Source organism: Rhizobium sp. AAP43 (assembly GCF_001296045.1).
Taxonomy (GTDB): Bacteria; Pseudomonadota; Alphaproteobacteria; order Rhizobiales; family Rhizobiaceae; genus Allorhizobium.
Window position 1 is genome coordinate 374,120 of record NZ_LJHS01000005.1, and the last position, 16,144, is coordinate 390,263.

13 protein-coding genes are annotated in these 16,144 nt (G+C 60.8%); 2 read left to right on the forward strand and 11 right to left on the reverse strand.

Features of this window, described 5'->3' with window-relative positions:
* Positions 1–80: 80 nt before the first annotated feature.
* The gene (locus tag IP76_RS05235; protein ID WP_054157113.1) at positions 81–1,292 is read right to left on the reverse strand and encodes a lytic murein transglycosylase; all 1,212 of its coding nucleotides are present in this window, start codon (positions 1,290–1,292) and stop codon (positions 81–83) included.
* Between the two features lie 192 nt (positions 1,293–1,484).
* Here IP76_RS05235 and galU point away from each other — a divergent pair, with 192 nt between their 5' ends.
* Positions 1,485–2,372 carry a UTP--glucose-1-phosphate uridylyltransferase GalU gene (gene galU / locus IP76_RS05240; RefSeq protein ID WP_054157114.1) on the forward strand — a complete coding sequence of 296 codons (888 nt, stop codon included), beginning with the start codon at positions 1,485–1,487 and terminating at the stop codon, positions 2,370–2,372.
* 22 nt (positions 2,373–2,394) lie between these two features.
* Here the strand turns inward: galU and IP76_RS05245 are convergent, their stop codons facing one another.
* Positions 2,395–3,963, reverse strand: a complete 1,569-nt coding sequence (locus tag IP76_RS05245; RefSeq protein ID WP_245281390.1) for an outer membrane beta-barrel protein — start codon at positions 3,961–3,963, stop codon at positions 2,395–2,397.
* 157 nt (positions 3,964–4,120) lie between these two features.
* Between IP76_RS05245 and IP76_RS05250 the strand changes: the two genes are divergently transcribed.
* Positions 4,121–5,116 (forward strand): SIS domain-containing protein, encoded by a 996-nt coding sequence (locus IP76_RS05250; protein WP_054157116.1) that lies wholly within the window; start codon positions 4,121–4,123, stop codon positions 5,114–5,116.
* A 10-nt stretch (positions 5,117–5,126) separates the two neighbouring features.
* Here the strand turns inward: IP76_RS05250 and IP76_RS05255 are convergent, their stop codons facing one another.
* The 9 genes from IP76_RS05255 to IP76_RS05295 form a co-directional block, all read right to left on the reverse strand.
* Complete coding sequence (locus tag IP76_RS05255) at positions 5,127–5,585, reverse strand: NfeD family protein (protein ID WP_054157117.1); 459 nt, start codon at positions 5,583–5,585, stop codon at positions 5,127–5,129.
* A 7-nt stretch (positions 5,586–5,592) separates the two neighbouring features.
* Positions 5,593–6,603: an SPFH domain-containing protein gene (locus tag IP76_RS05260; RefSeq protein WP_054157118.1), complete on the reverse strand. Its 1,011-nt coding sequence runs from the start codon at positions 6,601–6,603 to the stop codon at positions 5,593–5,595.
* A 166-nt stretch (positions 6,604–6,769) separates the two neighbouring features.
* Positions 6,770–8,716, reverse strand: a complete 1,947-nt coding sequence (locus IP76_RS05265) for a methyl-accepting chemotaxis protein (RefSeq protein ID WP_054157119.1) — start codon at positions 8,714–8,716, stop codon at positions 6,770–6,772.
* 81 nt (positions 8,717–8,797) lie between these two features.
* Positions 8,798–9,406, reverse strand: a complete 609-nt coding sequence (locus IP76_RS05270; protein ID WP_054157120.1) for a hypothetical protein — start codon at positions 9,404–9,406, stop codon at positions 8,798–8,800.
* 398 nt (positions 9,407–9,804) lie between these two features.
* Positions 9,805–10,839 carry a ferrochelatase gene (gene hemH / locus IP76_RS05275; RefSeq protein WP_054157121.1) on the reverse strand — a complete coding sequence of 345 codons (1,035 nt, stop codon included), beginning with the start codon at positions 10,837–10,839 and terminating at the stop codon, positions 9,805–9,807.
* Positions 10,840–10,961: 122 nt separating this feature from the next.
* On the reverse strand, positions 10,962–12,866 hold the full coding sequence (locus IP76_RS05280; RefSeq protein ID WP_054157122.1) for a 5'-nucleotidase C-terminal domain-containing protein: 1,905 nt from the start codon (positions 12,864–12,866) through the stop codon (positions 10,962–10,964).
* A gap of 210 nt (positions 12,867–13,076) precedes the next feature.
* Entirely contained in the window at positions 13,077–13,442 is a 366-nt protein-coding gene (omp10, locus tag IP76_RS05285) for an outer membrane lipoprotein Omp10 (RefSeq protein WP_054157123.1), read from the reverse strand.
* Positions 13,443–13,639: 197 nt separating this feature from the next.
* Complete coding sequence (locus tag IP76_RS05290) at positions 13,640–15,082, reverse strand: homospermidine synthase (RefSeq protein WP_054157124.1); 1,443 nt, start codon at positions 15,080–15,082, stop codon at positions 13,640–13,642.
* A gap of 141 nt (positions 15,083–15,223) precedes the next feature.
* Positions 15,224–16,111: a DUF3445 domain-containing protein gene (locus IP76_RS05295; RefSeq protein ID WP_054157125.1), complete on the reverse strand. Its 888-nt coding sequence runs from the start codon at positions 16,109–16,111 to the stop codon at positions 15,224–15,226.
* Positions 16,112–16,144 lie beyond the last annotated feature (33 nt).

Here is a 16,144-nt window from a genome sequence, read left to right on the forward strand (position 1 = left end):
GCTGGTCGTCGCGCGTGAAATTCTCTCCCGCGACGACGTATTCGTCAATGCGCGTCCGTCACCGGACGGTTGGCCTGGCATCAGTTCCGCAGCGCGTCAAGCAATTGACGTGACGGCTGGCCGTCGGCGGACATGCCGAGGCGAGCCTGGATGGCGGAGATGGCAGCACGCGAGCCGGAGCCGAAATTGCCGTCGATCTTGCCGTCATAATAGCCCATGGCCTGCATGCGGGTCTGCAGTTCGAACTTCTCCTTGACGTCGAGCGAGGCATCCGGCCGTGGCCAGCGCTGCTGCATGCCGCTATAGCCGGCGATCTCGTCGGCCAGCAGGCCGACGCCCAGCGCGTAGCTGTCAGCATTGTTGTAGCGCTTGATGGTGAAGAAGTTCTTCGTCATCAGGAAGCCCGGGCCACCGGCGCCGGCCATCATCTTCAGTTCGGCGCGCTCAGAGCCATCGCGGAAGCCGCGACCGTTCGGACGGGTGAAGCCGAGGGCCGCCCATTGTGCCAGCGTCTTGGTCTGGCCGGCATATTTGGCAGCGCCCCGCGGAACGACGGTCTCATAGCCCCAAGTGCGGCCAGTGGTCCAGCCGTTCTTGGCCAGCAGATTGGCAGCGGTTGCCAGCGCGTCCGGGACCGAGTGCCAGATATCCTTCGTGCCATTGCCATCGGCGTCGATGGCATAAAGCAGGTAGCTCGACGGGATGAACTGGGTGTGACCCATGGCACCGGCCCAGGAGCCCATCAGGTTCTTGTTGGTAACATCACCGTTCTGAAGCATTTTCAGCGCGGCAATCAGCTGCGTGCGGGCGTATTTGGCGCGCTTCTTGTCTGCATAGGCTAGCGTTGCCAGGGAGCCTGGCACATTGTGCAGACGATCCGGACGCTCGAGCGCTGCGCCATAATTGGATTCCATCGACCAGATGGCGAGGATCACATGCTTGTCGACGCCAAAGTGGCGTTCGAGGGCGGTCAGCAGACCGCCATGCTTGGCGAGCATTTCCTGACCCACCTTGACGGTGTAGGGGTTCACGCGGCTGTCGAGATAATCCCAGATCTCGGATTTGAATTCCGGCTGGTAGGCGGCCTTTTCCAAGACAAACCTGTCCGGCTCCGTCACGCCCTTGAAGGCCTGACGATAGGTCTTTTCCGTGATGCCGCTCTTGGCTGCCGTGGGATAGAAGTCGCGGATCCACTTCTGGAAACCGGCATCGGCAGAGGCTTCCAGCGGCATCATGACCGTGGACAGCGCGAGGGCAATGGCGCCGAAGAGGGTGGGACGGTGTCTTGTCATGGGCATCTCCCGGTAGGTTCTACGGTTTGCAGCCGGAACAAAGGCTGTTCACGCCAGGTTAATGCGGGTGCGTCAACAAACTCTTTACCACGCGGCCCAGTCTCGTTTTGCCTTTGCCTTTTTTAAGCAAATGTATGTTACTGGCACATGCGTGGCGATGCGTTAATCGATTAGATCCTCCAGGAGGAATGTGTGGTTCGACCTGAAAAACTTCGTAAAGCCGTGTTTCCCGTTGCCGGTCTCGGTACGCGCTTTTTGCCCGCGACCAAGGCTGTGCCGAAGGAAATGCTCACTGTCGTCGACAAGCCGGTCATTCAATATGTCGTCGACGAGGCGATCGAGGCCGGGATCGAGCACTTCGTTTTCGTCACGGGCCGCGGCAAGGGCGTCATCGAAGACTATTTCGACATCCAGTTCGAACTTGAGCAGACGCTCAAGTCACGCAACAAGAATGCCGAATTGTCTCTGCTTGACTCGCTGCAGCTGACCGCTGGCCAAACCAGCTTCACCCGCCAGCAGGAGCCGCTCGGCCTCGGCCATGCCGTCTGGTGCGCCCGCGATATCGTCGGCACGGAACCGTTCGCGCTTCTCCTGCCAGATATGATCATGCGCTCTGAAAAGGGCTGCCTCAAGGGCATGGTCGAACTTTATGAGAAAACCGGCGGAAATATTGTCGCAGTCGAGGAATGCGCCCCCGACCAGGCGCATAAATACGGTATCGTCGGCGTTGGCGAGACGCTTGAAGGCGGCTTCAAGATTACCGAAATGGTCGAGAAGCCGGCCAAGGGAACTGCCCCTTCCAACTTCTTCATCAACGGCCGCTACATCCTGCAGCCGGAAATCTTCGAGATCCTGGAAACCCAGGAACGCGGAGCCGGCAACGAGATCCAGCTGACCGACGGCATGCTGCGACTTGCCAAGGAGCAGGATTTCGCAGGCTACCACTTCCGGGGGCAGACCTTCGACTGTGGCGCCAAGGACGGGTTTATCCTCGCCAATGTCGCCTTTGCGATCGAACGCGAAGACATCCGCCCTGTCATCGAAGATCAGCTGAAGGCGCTTCTGGCCGCCTTGAAGTAATCATCTGCGGATCGGCTGACCGTCAGCGTTTGGCGGTTAGGCCGATCAGAGCAGTCAGCGTGTCGCTGTCGGTCCCTGTCTCATAGTGGGTTCGCTCGAAATTCAGATCAGCCGTCGCGTCGAGATGGCTGTTCACCTTCCAGGTGAGCCCTGCGCCGGCGAGATAGGCCGTCGTGTCCGAGGCCGAATTCTCTTCCTCATAACGTGTCAATGTTGTGCCGCCTGTCAGGCGGGCCACGAGGTTGGTGCGCAGGTCATGGGCGAGGCTCGCCGTCAGGCGGTGGATGACCGAACCATTGACGCCGGCTGTGGTCGAGGGATCGATGCTTGTATCGAGCGCAAGATCGAGGGTCGTGCCTTCGCGTGGCGACCAGGCGAGATTGCCGTCGATGGTCAGCGCCTTGAGATCAGACAGGCGGTTATCGTCAAACCGCTGTTGCTCATGGCCAAGAGCCAGTTCACCGCGCAGCTTTTCTCCGAGATCCAGCATGACGCCGGCCTTTGCGCCGTAGACATCGGCCGAGCGGCGGAAGCCGGCGCTGTCGAGTGTCTCGTCATAATGGATGCGGCCACCGGTCAGTTCGACGAAAGGCATCAGAGCCGGCGACAGCTCGTAGGTGACGCGCCCGGTTACGGTGGAACGGATGCGATCACGCTCGCTACGCTGGACTGTGGTGCCATCGGAGAGTTCGGCATCGGAATACTGGTAGCGCGTGACATCGCCGGACAGCGAACCGCGGATCAGGCCGAAATCGCGCTCGATCGACAGTCCACCTCCATACTGGTTGACGCCGGACTGGACGGCAGCACCAGCGAGGGCATTTGGATCATCCGTATCTTCGCGGCTGAAATTGTAGTTCCCGGTTACCCCGACAATCGTGTCGTCGGAAAGATCGAGCCTGAGGCGCGCATCGAGTGCTGCGCGGGGCTTGTCTGAGCCTTCCCCGTTGAGGGTCTCCTGCCAGGCACCATCGCCGGTCACGCTCAATTCGTGGCGCGACCAGTCGGAAGTCAGCGTGCCCTTGAGGCCGGTTTCGGAAAAGGTGCGGCTTTCGCGGCCACTTGCAGTCTTCTGGCGCTCGTGGCCCAGTTGCTGGCTGAGCGAGGGGCGAAGGATGAAGCTGCCGAGCCGGATGCCGGTTTCATCTTCGTCCGAGCGCAACGGGCCGGCGCCTACGCCATCGACTTTACCTTCGGGGAGGTTCTGGCGCAGAAGGTCCTCGTCGCGGGCAAGCCCATCGTCAGCGGCGGCCTCTGTCGCCGGCAGGCTGCCGGTGACGGTGGTTGGGTCCGGTGTCGCTCCGTTCGCAGCTGCTTGGCCTGAAGCCGTGGTCTCGCCGCTCTCTGTCGCCCCATTCTCGGCGTTTACGCCCTCGGCTTCAAAGCCAGCGACTTCTTCGCTGGCGCGCTGCGGCTGCGACCAACTCGTCGAAAATAGGCCCGGTGCGGCTGTAGACGCCGCGGCTGTTGGCTGCGACGGGGCCTGCTGGGCGAAGACGGGAAGAGGGGCGGTGTAGACATGGCTGGCCAGCAGCACGGCAAATGCCTTGCTGCCCCTGCGGCGCATACCGCTTGCCCTTGAAGTCTCCACGCGTTTCATCCTGCTTGTCCGACGGTCTCGAATGCTTACCCAAACGTAAAGCGGGACGGTTAATGTTTGGTTTCGATCGCGGGTCTGCATGGCTGATGGATCCTGTGCCCCCCTTGGTCCGGTGGACAGGCTTTGCCAAACGCAGTATGGGACGGGCATGATCAAGCGCGCCGTCCAACTCGTCGAAGCCAATGCAACAGAGACCGCCCTTCGTGTCGTTTCGACCGAACGGGAGGGCATGAGGATGCTTGAGGAGGCGCTGGCGGGGCCGCTGGCTGAGCCCTTCTGCAATGCTGTGCGCACAATCGGCGAGATTTCCGGGCGGGTGATTGTCACTGGGGTCGGCAAGAGCGGCCATATCGGCACCAAGATCGCGGCCACCTTTGCGTCGACCGGCACGCCGGCCTTCTTCGTTCATCCTTCGGAGGCCAATCACGGCGATCTTGGCATGATTGCCGAAGACGATGCGATCCTCGCCCTGTCCTGGGGCGGCGAGACGACAGAGCTTCAGGGTATCCTGAGCTTTTCCAGACGTTTTTCCATTCCGCTGATTGCGATCACCGCCGGCGAGACCTCGACGCTCGCGCGCAATGCCGATGTCGTGCTCTTGATGCCCAAGGTGCAGGAAGCCTGCCCGCACGGTCTGGCGCCGACGACCTCCGCCGTGCTGCAGTTGGCCATGGGCGATGCGATCGCGATTGCGCTGCTTGAAGCGCGCGGCTTTGGCCCCGGCGATTTCCGCACCTTCCATCCTGGCGGAAAGCTGGGAGCGGCGCTCACCCATGTCGGTGAAATCATGCATACCGGGGAGCGGGTGCCGCTGGTACCGCTCGGCACATCGATGCCGGACGCGGTCAAGGTTCTCTCGCACAAGCATTTTGGCTGTGTCGGTGTCGTTGATGGCGATGGCAGGCTGTGCGGCATCGTCACCGAAGGTGACATGGCGCGTAACCTTGCGCGCGACCTATCCGTGCTGACGGTCGATGACGTGATGACCCGCAATCCGAAGGTGATCAAGGGCGATCAACTGGCAACGACGGCCGCTGCCATGATCAACAAACATGGCATCGGCGCGCTGATCGTGGTTGACGAGCATCACTGCCCTATAGGCCTCATCCACTTCCACGACCTGTTGCGCATCGGGGTCGCTTGACGACGTCGGCTTAAGCCTTTTCGACCGTCAGGTCTCCACCCTTGCCAGAAATCACTCGGACGCGCGTGCCTTCGGGCAGGTCGGGGCCGGAGACGGACCAGAAGGTGTCGTCGAGGCGGATGCGGCCGCGGCCTTCGCGGATCGGCTCGCCAAGCGTTGCGGTGCGGCCGACAAGGCTTGCGCTGCGCTGGTTGAGCATTGGCTGGTCGCTGGCCTTGTCACGGCTGGCAAAATAGCGCCGGCCGGCCAGCGTGAAGGTGACGGCGGCCAGCGCGAAGACCAGCGCCTGCACATGCCAGGTCCAGAAGCCCATCTCCCAGAAGAGAAGCGAGAGCGCGCCCGTCAGCAGGGCGCCGAGGCCGACCCAGACGAGGAAGACGCCGGGCATCGTCAATTCGGCCGCCAGAAGCAGCATGCCGAGCACCCACCAGCTCCAGGGGCCAAGTTCCGTGATGATCCGGCTGATCATGGCGATCTCACTCGCGGTTCGGATCAAAGGGGTTGACGACCGGCGTCGAACGCGGTGCGGCGGGCGCACGCGGCGGGGCAGGGGCGCGCTGCTGCTGCTGGTCGCCGAAGACTTCGCGCGCAATTGCGCCGATGCCGCCGAGCGAGCCGATCAGAGAGGAAGCTTCCATCGGCATCAGCACGACCTTGGAATTGGGGGCGCTGCCGATCGAAGCCATGGCTTCGGTGTATTTCTGCGCAACGAAGTAGTTGATCGCGTTGATGTCACCGGCGGCAATCGCTTCCGACACCATGCGGGTCGCCTTGGCTTCGGCTTCGGCCAGACGCTCGCGGGCTTCCGCCTCGCGGTAAGCGGCTTCGCGCTGGCCTTCGGCTTCCAGGATGGCCGACTGCTTGGCGCCTTCGGCTCTGAGGATCTGGGCGTTGCGGAAGCCTTCAGCTTCCAGGACCTGGGCGCGCTTCTCGCGCTCGGCCTTCATCTGGCGGCCCATGGCGTCGACCAGATCGACCGGTGGCTGGATGTCCTTGATCTCGACGCGGGTGACCTTGATGCCCCAGGGGCGCACCGCCTCGTCGACCACGCGCAGCAGACGGTCGTTGATGACTTCGCGGTTGGAGAGGAGCTCGTCGAGATCCATCGAGCCCATGACCGAGCGGATATTGGTCATGGTCAGGTTGAGAATGGCGTTTTCAAGGTTGGCGACCTGGTAGGCTGCTTCGGCGGCGTTCAGCACCTGGTAAAAGGCGACGGCATCGGCGGAGACCGAGGCATTGTCTTTGGTGATGACTTCCTGGGTCGGAACATCCAGGACCTGTTCCATGACATTCATCTTCGCACCAATCTGCTCGATGAAGGGCATGATGATGTTAAGGCCGGGTTCCAGCGTGCGCGTGTAGCGGCCGAAGCGTTCGATCGTGTAGCGGTAACCCTGCGGCACGGTCTTGATGCCGGCGAAGAGTATGAGGATGACAAGCACGACCAGTGCAATGACGACGATATCCGGACCTGTGAAAGGCATATTCACTCCCCGCCCTAGCTAGGCACAACCTTCAGTTTCTCTTTGTAGATCGGCATATTGCACGCCAAATGCAAGGGGCGTGTGTCACTGCGGCATGCCCGTGCCCCACAATTGGAAAGGGGCGGAGTTTGCACTCCGCCCCTTTCATTTCAAGCTGTCCTGGCGATCAGAATTCTTCCCAGTTGTCCCTTGAGACCGCTGCATTGCCGTGCGTCATCGGGGCGGCGGCGCGGCGCGGGGCCGGGCGGGCTGCAACCGGTGCCTGGGCCGAGGGGCGCGCCATGGCCTGGGCCGTTTCGCGAAGCGCACCGACCTGTGCTGTCTGTCCGGCATCAATGCTGAACTGCGAGATGAGCTCGCGCAGCTTGGCGGCTTCGGTGGCAAGGGCAGCCGAGGCGGCGTTCGACTCTTCGACCATGGCGGCATTCTGCTGGGTCGTCTGGTCCATGGCGTTGACCGCCTGGTTGACTTCCGACAGGCCGGTCGACTGTTCGCGGGCCGAGATGGCGATGGCATCCATGTGCACGTTCATCTCGGTGATGAAGCCGCCGATGGTCCGGAGCGCCTCTCCGGTCTTGCGTACCAGGTCAACACCACCGGAGACCTCCGTTGAGGAGTTCTGGATCAGTGCCTTGATTTCCTTGGCGGCGTTGGCCGAACGCTGAGCCAGTTCACGCACTTCCTGGGCGACGACGGCGAAGCCCTTGCCGGCTTCACCGGCGCGTGCGGCCTCTACGCCGGCATTCAGTGCAAGAAGGTTGGTCTGGAAGGCGATCTCGTCGATCACGCCGATGATGTTGGAGATCTGCTGCGACGAGCCTTCGATCCGGCGCATGGCTTCCTCGGCGCGGGAGACGACCTCCGAGGACTGGGTGGCCGAGGTGTTGGCCTGAGCCGCCACGCCCCGCGCTTCTTCCGTGCGCTTCGTCGAGTTCACCACATTGGCCGTGATCTGTTCGACGGCTGCGGCGGTTTCCTCAAGCGATGCTGCCTGCTGTTCGGTGCGCTTCGACAGATGATCCGAGCCGCTGGCGATTTCACGCGTTCCAAGTTCCATGGCGCTGACACTGCGTGTGATGGCGGAGAGCGTGGTGTTGAGCTGGCGGATCGACGTGTTGAAATCGTGACGCAGGGGTTCGAAGTCTGCAGCGAAGGGTTCGTTGAGCTGGAAGGCGAGATCGCCGGCGGCAAGCCGCTGGAGACCGGCAGCAAGGCCGGAGGTGGCGATCCGCAGGCGCTCGGCTGCATCGGCCTCGGCGCGTTCCTGTGCCGAGATGCGGTCTGCTTCCGCCTGGCGACGATTGGTTTCCGCATCGGCTTGCAGGCGCTTATTGGCCAGGGCCGCTTCGCGGAAGATCTGCATGGAGGCTGCCATCTGGCCGATTTCGTCCTTGCCACCAGATTTGATCGCGACGTCAAGATCGCCATGGGCGAGCTTGTCTGTCGCCGTTGCCAAACGTGCAAGCGGGCTGGAAACAAGGCGGTAGTTGAGGAAGCCCATCAAGGCTGCAGCGAAGGCGACAGCAAGGGATGCCACGAGCGATATGCTCTCGACCGTTGACAGAGCGGCGCCCTGCAGTTGCTTGGCAGTGGCGCTACGGGTGGCGAATTGTTGCTTGATCGATTGGAGGCTCTGCTGAGCTTGCTCGACCAAAGCTTCGCTCTCGCCGCCGACCTCGATTGCACGGGCGAGTTCCACCGTCGCAGGGTCACGCATCAGGTCGATCTGGCGTTGAACGAATTTGGTTTGCCACTCGCCCAGTGTGGCGAAAGTGGCTTGCAATGCCGGCACTTCTGTTGGCGCTTCCTTCCCGAACAAGGTTGAGAGATCACTCATATCCTTGTTCATCTCCTCAAGCCGGCTCGTCACCGTAGCGGCGAAATCGCGGTTGCCGGTGAGAAGGAAGCTTTTCAGCTGAAGATCGGCAACATAGATGTCATCGCTGAACTCACTGACTGCGTCCGTCAGGGTCTGGATCTGCTCGGCCTCTTTGACGAGGACGTTAGCCACGACAGCCCTGTTGTAGATGAAGGTGGAGCTGGCGATGGCGATTGCCGCCAGAAGGCTGAAGGCGGCCAGTCCCTTCGTGGTGACGGAAATATTATTCAACATGGCTCTGAATTGCCTCGACGTTCAAGGTGATGCGGCACAGATGGGAAAAGCGATTGCCGTCATGGCACCGCGAATGGTCGATCAGGCGCCGGCCTGCACGCGACGCTCAAGTTCGGTGAGGTTGAGTTCCACTGTCACGGCACCGATCTTCTTCTTGTCAGTGCCGAGGACCGTGAAGCTCACCTGGCCGCGCCAGATCTTGGCTTCGTCGTCCCATTCAGCCTCGTCGATGAAGAGAGCTTCTTCCGATACGGCGTAGGTGTTCTGGAATTTGCCTTCGTCGCCCTGCCAGAAGTCGCTGGTGACCGAGCTTTGACCGACATTCAGGCCGTTCTTGTCCATCACGAAGATTTCCGCATAGAGGCCGAGCGACTTGCCCTGGAGGCGGGCGAGGTAAACGGAGAGCGGGCTGGACAGAGTTGCCGCGATCAGTGGCTTGTCGGTGGATTCGCGTTCCGCTTTCCACTGGCTGTCGAGCGCATCGATCTTGCTCTGCTCAAGATTCGCCAGCCTCTTGTTCTGGGCCTCGATGGACACCCGGACAATTTCTGCGCCGATGATGTCGCGCATCTCCTGCACGACTTCCGGTGTCACGAGCTTGTTGACATCGGGGGCCGGCGGTTCTGCGAGGGCCTGGGCGGCTGACAGCGCGACGAGGGCTGACGCCAATAGGTTGCGGTTCAATTTCATTGGGGGATCTCCTTCTCTCCCCGTGAAATCTAAGAGTTATTCTTAAAAGGAACGTTAATATAACGATAGACGAAGATAGAACACTCCGAAAATCCAATACTTTAGATCGAAAAGTTGAATAAATGTGTCCGCTCTTTGGTACCGCCTGGTTGCATTGGAGTGCGTCCGCTCCGGGTCCATGATGATGCTAAGCGGCCGCACGCACTGCGAAAAATTTGTGCAGATGATCGTTTTTCTGTCCGTCCTCTCAGTGTCCTCCGGTGGGCGTGCGACCTCTAAGTTGCGCAGAGAAATTAGTTTGTACCTGCCACAATTAACAGGCCCGGTCCCTGGTCTGTCGGACGCCGCCACAAGAAGAAAGGCCGCCCGGAGGCGGCCTTCATTTCAACTCGTTCGTTTCAGACCCAACCTTGAAGTTCACGCCGGACCACGTTCTCGATCACGCGCATGCCGTCTTCACTGTCGTTGAGACAGGGGATGTGGGTGAATTTCTCGCCGCCATTGTGGAGGAAGTCTTCGCCCGCTTCACCGGCGATTTCCTCCAGTGTTTCGAGGCAATCCGAGACGAAGCCGGGATTGAGAATGGCTATACGCTTCACGCCTTCCTTGGCGAGCCTTTCGACCGTCTTGTCGGTGTAAGGCTGCAGCCATTCCTCTGGTCCAAAACGGGACTGGAAGGTCACCATCAGCTTGTCTTTTTCCCAGCCCAGATGATCGCGCAGAAGGCGCGTCGTCTTGTAGCACTGGCAGTGATAGGGATCGCCCTTCATGAAGTAGGACCGGGGGATGCCGTGATAGGACGTGATCACCAGCTCCGGCTCCCAGTCGAGCGTTGCCAGGTGCTTGTTGATCGAATTGGCCAGCGCTTCGATATAGACCGGGTCGTCAGCATATTGCGGCACGGTGCGCAAAGCGGGTTGCCAGCGCATTTTCAGAAGTGCGCGAAAGGCCTCATCATTGACGGTGGCCGTCGTTGCGGCGGCATATTGCGGGTAAAGCGGATAGACGAGGATCTTCTCGCAGCCTGCCTTCTGCATCTCGTCCATCTTGGCTTGGATGGCCGGCTGGCCGTAGCGCATGGCCCAATCGACATGGACGTTTGGCAGGTCCTTCATCGCGACCGCCAGCTTTTCGGCCTGGTTGCGCGTGTAGGTGCGCAGATAGCTTTCGTCGAGCTCCTTGTTCCAGATCTCCTCATAGGCCTTGCCGACCTTCTGTGGGCGCTTGTTCAGCACAATCCCGTAGAGGATCGGATACCAGAACCAACGCGACCACTCGATCACCCGCTTGTCCGTCAGGAATTCCTCGAGATAACGGCGCATCGACTTGTAGTCGGTGCCATCAGGCGTGCCGAGGTTGACGAGCAGCACACCGACTTTACCGAAGTTCACCGGCGGATGGTCGGAGGGCCAATGGGCGGGAAGAGCATTCATCTTGAATTCCTGGTGATAAGTGTCTCGACCTATACGTCACGAAGGCCTGCTAAGATCATCTGATAAAAGCAAAAGCCGGTCCGGAAAAGTCCGGACCGGCCCTTGTCGTGCGGCAAAGGGTCTTACTTCGCCGGCAATTCCAGTTCGCGACCGACATGGATGCGGTTCGGATTGCGCAGCGCATTGGCCTTGGCAATCTTCTTCCACAGATTGCCGTCGCCATAGGTGGCTTCGGCAATCTTCCACAGGCTGTCGCCAGCGATGACCTTGTAGACAGTCGCCGCAGCCGTGGCGGCGGTCTCGGTTGCGGTTGCGGCCGGTGCTGCTGTCGGGGTGGCCGTTTCTGCGGCTGGTGCCGGTTCAGCGGGCTTCGTCGCTGCATCGGTTGTGGCCGGTGCGGCATCAGCGGCCGGTGCTGCGGCTGCAATCACCGTGATGCGGCCATCGGTATAGGGCTTATAGGGGCTGTTCTTGGCGATGAAGTCGGCGACCACCGCTTCAAGGCCAGGGCCGAAATCGTAGGCGTTCTGACCGCCGGTCGCGAAGACCTTATATCCGTCGCCACCGGACCGCATGTAGTTGTTGGTCGCGATGCCATAGACCTTGTTGGGGTCGATGGCGACGAAGGCATCGCCTTCCTTGACCTGAACATCGGAGACGCGGCTGCCGGCTGGCTTCGAGGCGTCGAATGTGTATTTCAGGCCGGAGACCTGCGGGAAGCGGCCAGCGGCCTCTTCGATCTGGCTGACGCCGTTTTCAAGCGCTGCCACCACATCCGAGCCCTTGAGCTGGAACGAGGCGAGCGAATTCTGGAACGGCAGAACCGTCAGAACCTCGCCCATGGTCACCGTGCCGGCATCGATCGAGGCGCGCAGGCCCCCGCCATTCTGGATGGCGATGGTGACGCCCTGATCCTTCAGACGATCGACCATTGCGTCGGCGACGAGGTTGCCCATCGAGCATTCGACTGCGCGGCAGGTCTCGCGGGCGCCGTCGATGGCTTCTGCGGTAGAGCCAATCTCCTTCAGTTTCAGTTCCTCGATCGGGCCGCCCAGTTCTTTTACCTTGGCGACAAAGCCGGCATCGGGTGTGACCGAGGCATCGAGCAGTTTCGGTGCACCGGTGGAGGAGGTGACGACACCGGCGTCATCGAAGACCACAGTCAGATCGCCGAGATATTTGGAATAGGCGTAGGCGGTGACGATCGGTACATCCTTGCCGGCCGGGTTCTTGACCAGGGTCGGATATGGGCCTTGCGCCTTCTCGTCGGTGCTGGACAGAAGCGTGTGACTATGGCCACCGACGATGACGTCAATGCCATCAACGGCCTTGGCGATTTCCTGGTCCTTGACGTAACCAACATGCGAGAGCAGCACGATCTTGTTGATCCCCTGGCCCTCGATTTCCTTGACGGCTTCCTTCAGGTAGCCGATCTCATCGGCGAAGAGCACGCTATCGCCGGGTGACGAGGTCTCGTCGGTGTCGGTCGCCAGCACGGAGACGACCGCAACCTTTTCCGCGCCGAACTCCTTGACGATGTAGGGCTTGAACTTGTTGGCGACCGGCGAATTGAGGCCGGCCAGCGTGTTGCCGGAAATCATCGGGAACTTCAGCGCATCGATGAACTTGGCGAGTTCTTCCGGGCCATCGTCGAATTCATGGTTGCCGATGGCCATGGCGTCAAAGCCGATGCCATTCATGAATTCGGCGATCGGCGCGCTTTTGTAGGTGGTGTAGAACAGCGAGCCCTGGAACTGGTCGCCGGCGTCGAGGGTCAGCACATTCTTGCCCTGCAACTCGCCCCGACGGGTGTCGATTGCGGTCTTGACGCGAGCAATGCCACCGAAGCAGGCGTTTTTCGCTTCATCTTCCGCAGAGCAGGTGGAGTCGGACTTGTTGATTGCCTCAATGCGGGAGTGCAAGTCGTTGATATGAAGGATGTTAAGCTCGAAATCGGCGAATGCCGTTCCTGCCGTCAGGGCCAGTACGGAGGCGCTCAAGAGGCCAATTCGCAATTGTCTGAACATCGATCTACTCTCCTTTTGCAATATGTCTTCCGCCAGCTTGGCACGTCTTCGTGACAGCCGATCCCGGCCTCGGAAAGCTTGATGTTTTCATCAAGTCCAGGGGAGGGCAAGCGGAAAACGGGCCACTCCAAAATGTTAGTGTCGGTGCAAATGCAAGAAAGCGGCCTTGCGGGCCGCTTTCGAAAAAGGCGCTCGTGATGGAAGGCTGTATCAGGCTCGGCGCGCGAGCGAGAACTGTGCGCCGCTATCCGAGGTGCAGTTCAGCTGGCCCGGGGTGACAAGGGCGCAGTTGACCTTCTGGCGGGTGTTGCGCACCAGCGAGGTCATGTTGATCTCGACCAGGCGATCATTGACCAGCATGTAGGAGCCTGAGGCCAGGATCTGGTTCGAGTCTGTGGTGCGGGTCGTGAAAGTGCCGCCCTGGAATGTCGAGACAATACCGTTCGGATCGACCCATGCGCCTTCGACCGATGGTCCCTGCTGAACGCTCGGCAGCTGCCGCTGCGGACCCGAGGAATAGCAGGAGGAAAGGGCGAGGCTGCAGGCTGCGATTGCCGTGATGGATCGGATGTTCATTCAGTGCTCCCACCTGTGCGGCAGCCCGGTCCGGCCGGTTGCCAATATGCGTCGTTTCGAACCATGCCGCGAAGGCTGGACCAAAGCAAGGCATCCCGCCTGGACCGAGGTGCTTATCCCGGTCTTGCTGTGGCCCTTCTGCGACAGGAGGCTGGGACCCGCCAGGAAAGCGGGCCCTGTTTGCGAAAGGAATTGGCTCAGCGAACGAGGATGTTCTTGAACTGCCACGGATCTTTCTCGTCGAGCTCTTCCGGGAAGAGGCCCGGGCGGCCGTCGAGCGGGGTCCAGTCGGTGTAGTGGCCTTCGACCGGGCCGAGATAGGGCGACTGCACTTCGAGGCAGCGCTTGTAGTCCATCTCGTCGGCTTCAACGATGCCCGCCTTCGGGTTTTCAAGCGCCCAGACCATGCCGGCGAGCACAGCGGATGTCACCTGCAGGCCGGTTGCATTCTGGTAAGGGGCGATCTCGCGGGTTTCTTCGAGCGACAGGCGCGAACCGTACCAGTAGGCATTCTTCTCGTGGCCGTAGAGCAGAACGCCGAGTTCGTCGACGCCGTCGACCAGTTCGTCTTCGTTGAGGACGTGCAGGACCGGCTGCGGCGTCCCGCCATTGCCGAACATCTCGTGCAGCGAGAGCACGGCATCATTGGCCGGGTGGTAGGCATAGTGGCAGGTCGGGCGATAGGTGACTTCGCCATCCTTCTCGACGGTGAAGTAGTCAGCGATCGAGATCGACTCGTTGTGGGTGACGAGGAAGCCATATTGCGGGCCCGGCGTCGGGCACCAGGTGCGCACGCGGGTGTTGGCGCCCGGTTGCTCCAGATAGATTGCGGCCTTGCAGCCCTTCTTGTGCTTCTTGGCGTTCTTCGGCATCCAGTTTTCATGGGTGCCCCAGCCGAGTTCGGCCGGCTGCAGACCCTCCGAGATGAAGCCTTCGACCGACCAGGTGTTCCAGAACACGTTGAGCGGCTTCGGGTTCTTCGTGCGCTGCGTGTCGCGCTCGGCAATGTGCACGCCCTTGACGCCGACCTTCTTCATCAGCTTGGCCCAGCCTTCGCGGTCGTTCTGGTCCGGTTCCTCGAACTTCAGGCCGATTTCGTGAGCAATGTTGACGAGGCCCTGCTTGACGAACCAGGAGACCATGCCGGGGTTTGCGCCGCAGGTGGAGACGGCCGTGGTGCCGCCCGGGTTCTTGGCCTTTTCCTGGCGCACGGTTTCGCGCAGCGCATAGTTGGTGCGCTCGGAGTTCTTCATGTTCTTGTCGAAGTAGAAGCCGAGCCAGGGCTCGACGACGGTGTCGATGTAGAGCACGTCGAGCTTGCGGCAGAACTTCATCAGGTCGAGCGAGCCGGTGTCAACCGAGAGGTTGACGCAGAAGCCCTGGCCTTCCCCTTCCGTGAGGAGCGGCTTCAGCAGCTTCTTGTAGTTGTCCTTGGTGACATGCGCCTGGATGTGCTTGATGCCGTGCTTGGCGAGCAGGTCTGCCTCGTCGTTGCGCGGGTCAATCACGACCATCCGGCTCTTGTCGAACTTGAAGTGGCGTTCGATCAGCGGCAGGGTGCCGCGGCCGATCGAGCCGAAACCGATCATCACGATCGGGCCGGTGATCTCGCCGTATACCGGGTAGGTCTTTTCGCTCATGTCCGTCTCCTTGGAAGCCCGGTTTTTCTCGGGCTGTGTTTCCGGCCTCTTCTTGTCTGGCCGGAGCGATATTGGCGGTTCTAGATCACAAAACTCTGACACAATAAAGGGCGTCACAAGGCGCTCGAATGTCGTCAGCGCCTATTTTTCGTGGGCGGCCATGGCCACCAAGCGCTCAACGAGCCGCTCCCTCTGGCGATCAAGGCCTTTATAGGCCAGTTGGGCCTCGGTCAGCGCCTCCAATTGACGTGCGAGTTCGGCTGCCAGCCGAGGCCCTTCTGCGTGTTGGGCGAAGAGCCTGACAGGATCGAGATAGATGCGGATGGTGAAGACGATCGCGCCGCTTTCTGGCAATTTCGTCAGCGTCTGACGCTCGACGCGGATCACAGCGTCCTTAGGGTCTGCCGTATCGTTGCGGCCTGTTTCGGGATGGAAGAGCTTTTCCTTCCAGTTGATCGACCAGTTGAACCGTTCGGCCGGCTGACCGGGTAAGAGATTGTCGAAGATACGGTTGATCATCACGGCATTGCGCGTGCCGGCCTCAAAGCCAGGTACGTGTTCATGCACCGCCTCCATTGGCCTGTCGAACTTTTCCGCAAGGCGCCAGGAGGAGGGAAAGGAAAGGTGGGCGGCAGCGATCGACCAGCCTGTTTCGCGCTTCATCATGATGACAAGGTCGTCCTGCACCAGCATGCCGGCCCGCAGAAGCGGCGGGATCGTTTCGTCGAAGAGATCGACGACATGGTCTGCCATACGGAGATGGTTGTCGGTGCGCTGATAGACATGCGGGTGATCCTGCTCGAGATGCGCGACCAAAGCATAGAGGCATTCGCGCTGGGCAGGCAGGCTATCTTCGGTGGCTCGAAAGACCTCGTCGAGACGGGTTGCTTCGAGGTGGTGTTTTTCGGCGAGATAGTGCGGGAGGTCAGCATCTGGCGTGATCCAGCGCTCGGGGGCGAGTGCCGAGAGGCCTATGGTGAAGGGGCGGGTGGTGCTGGCATATGGGGTGTGGGTGAAGGTGGTGGACATCTGATGTCAGTCTCGATTTGCTGTCACCCTGAC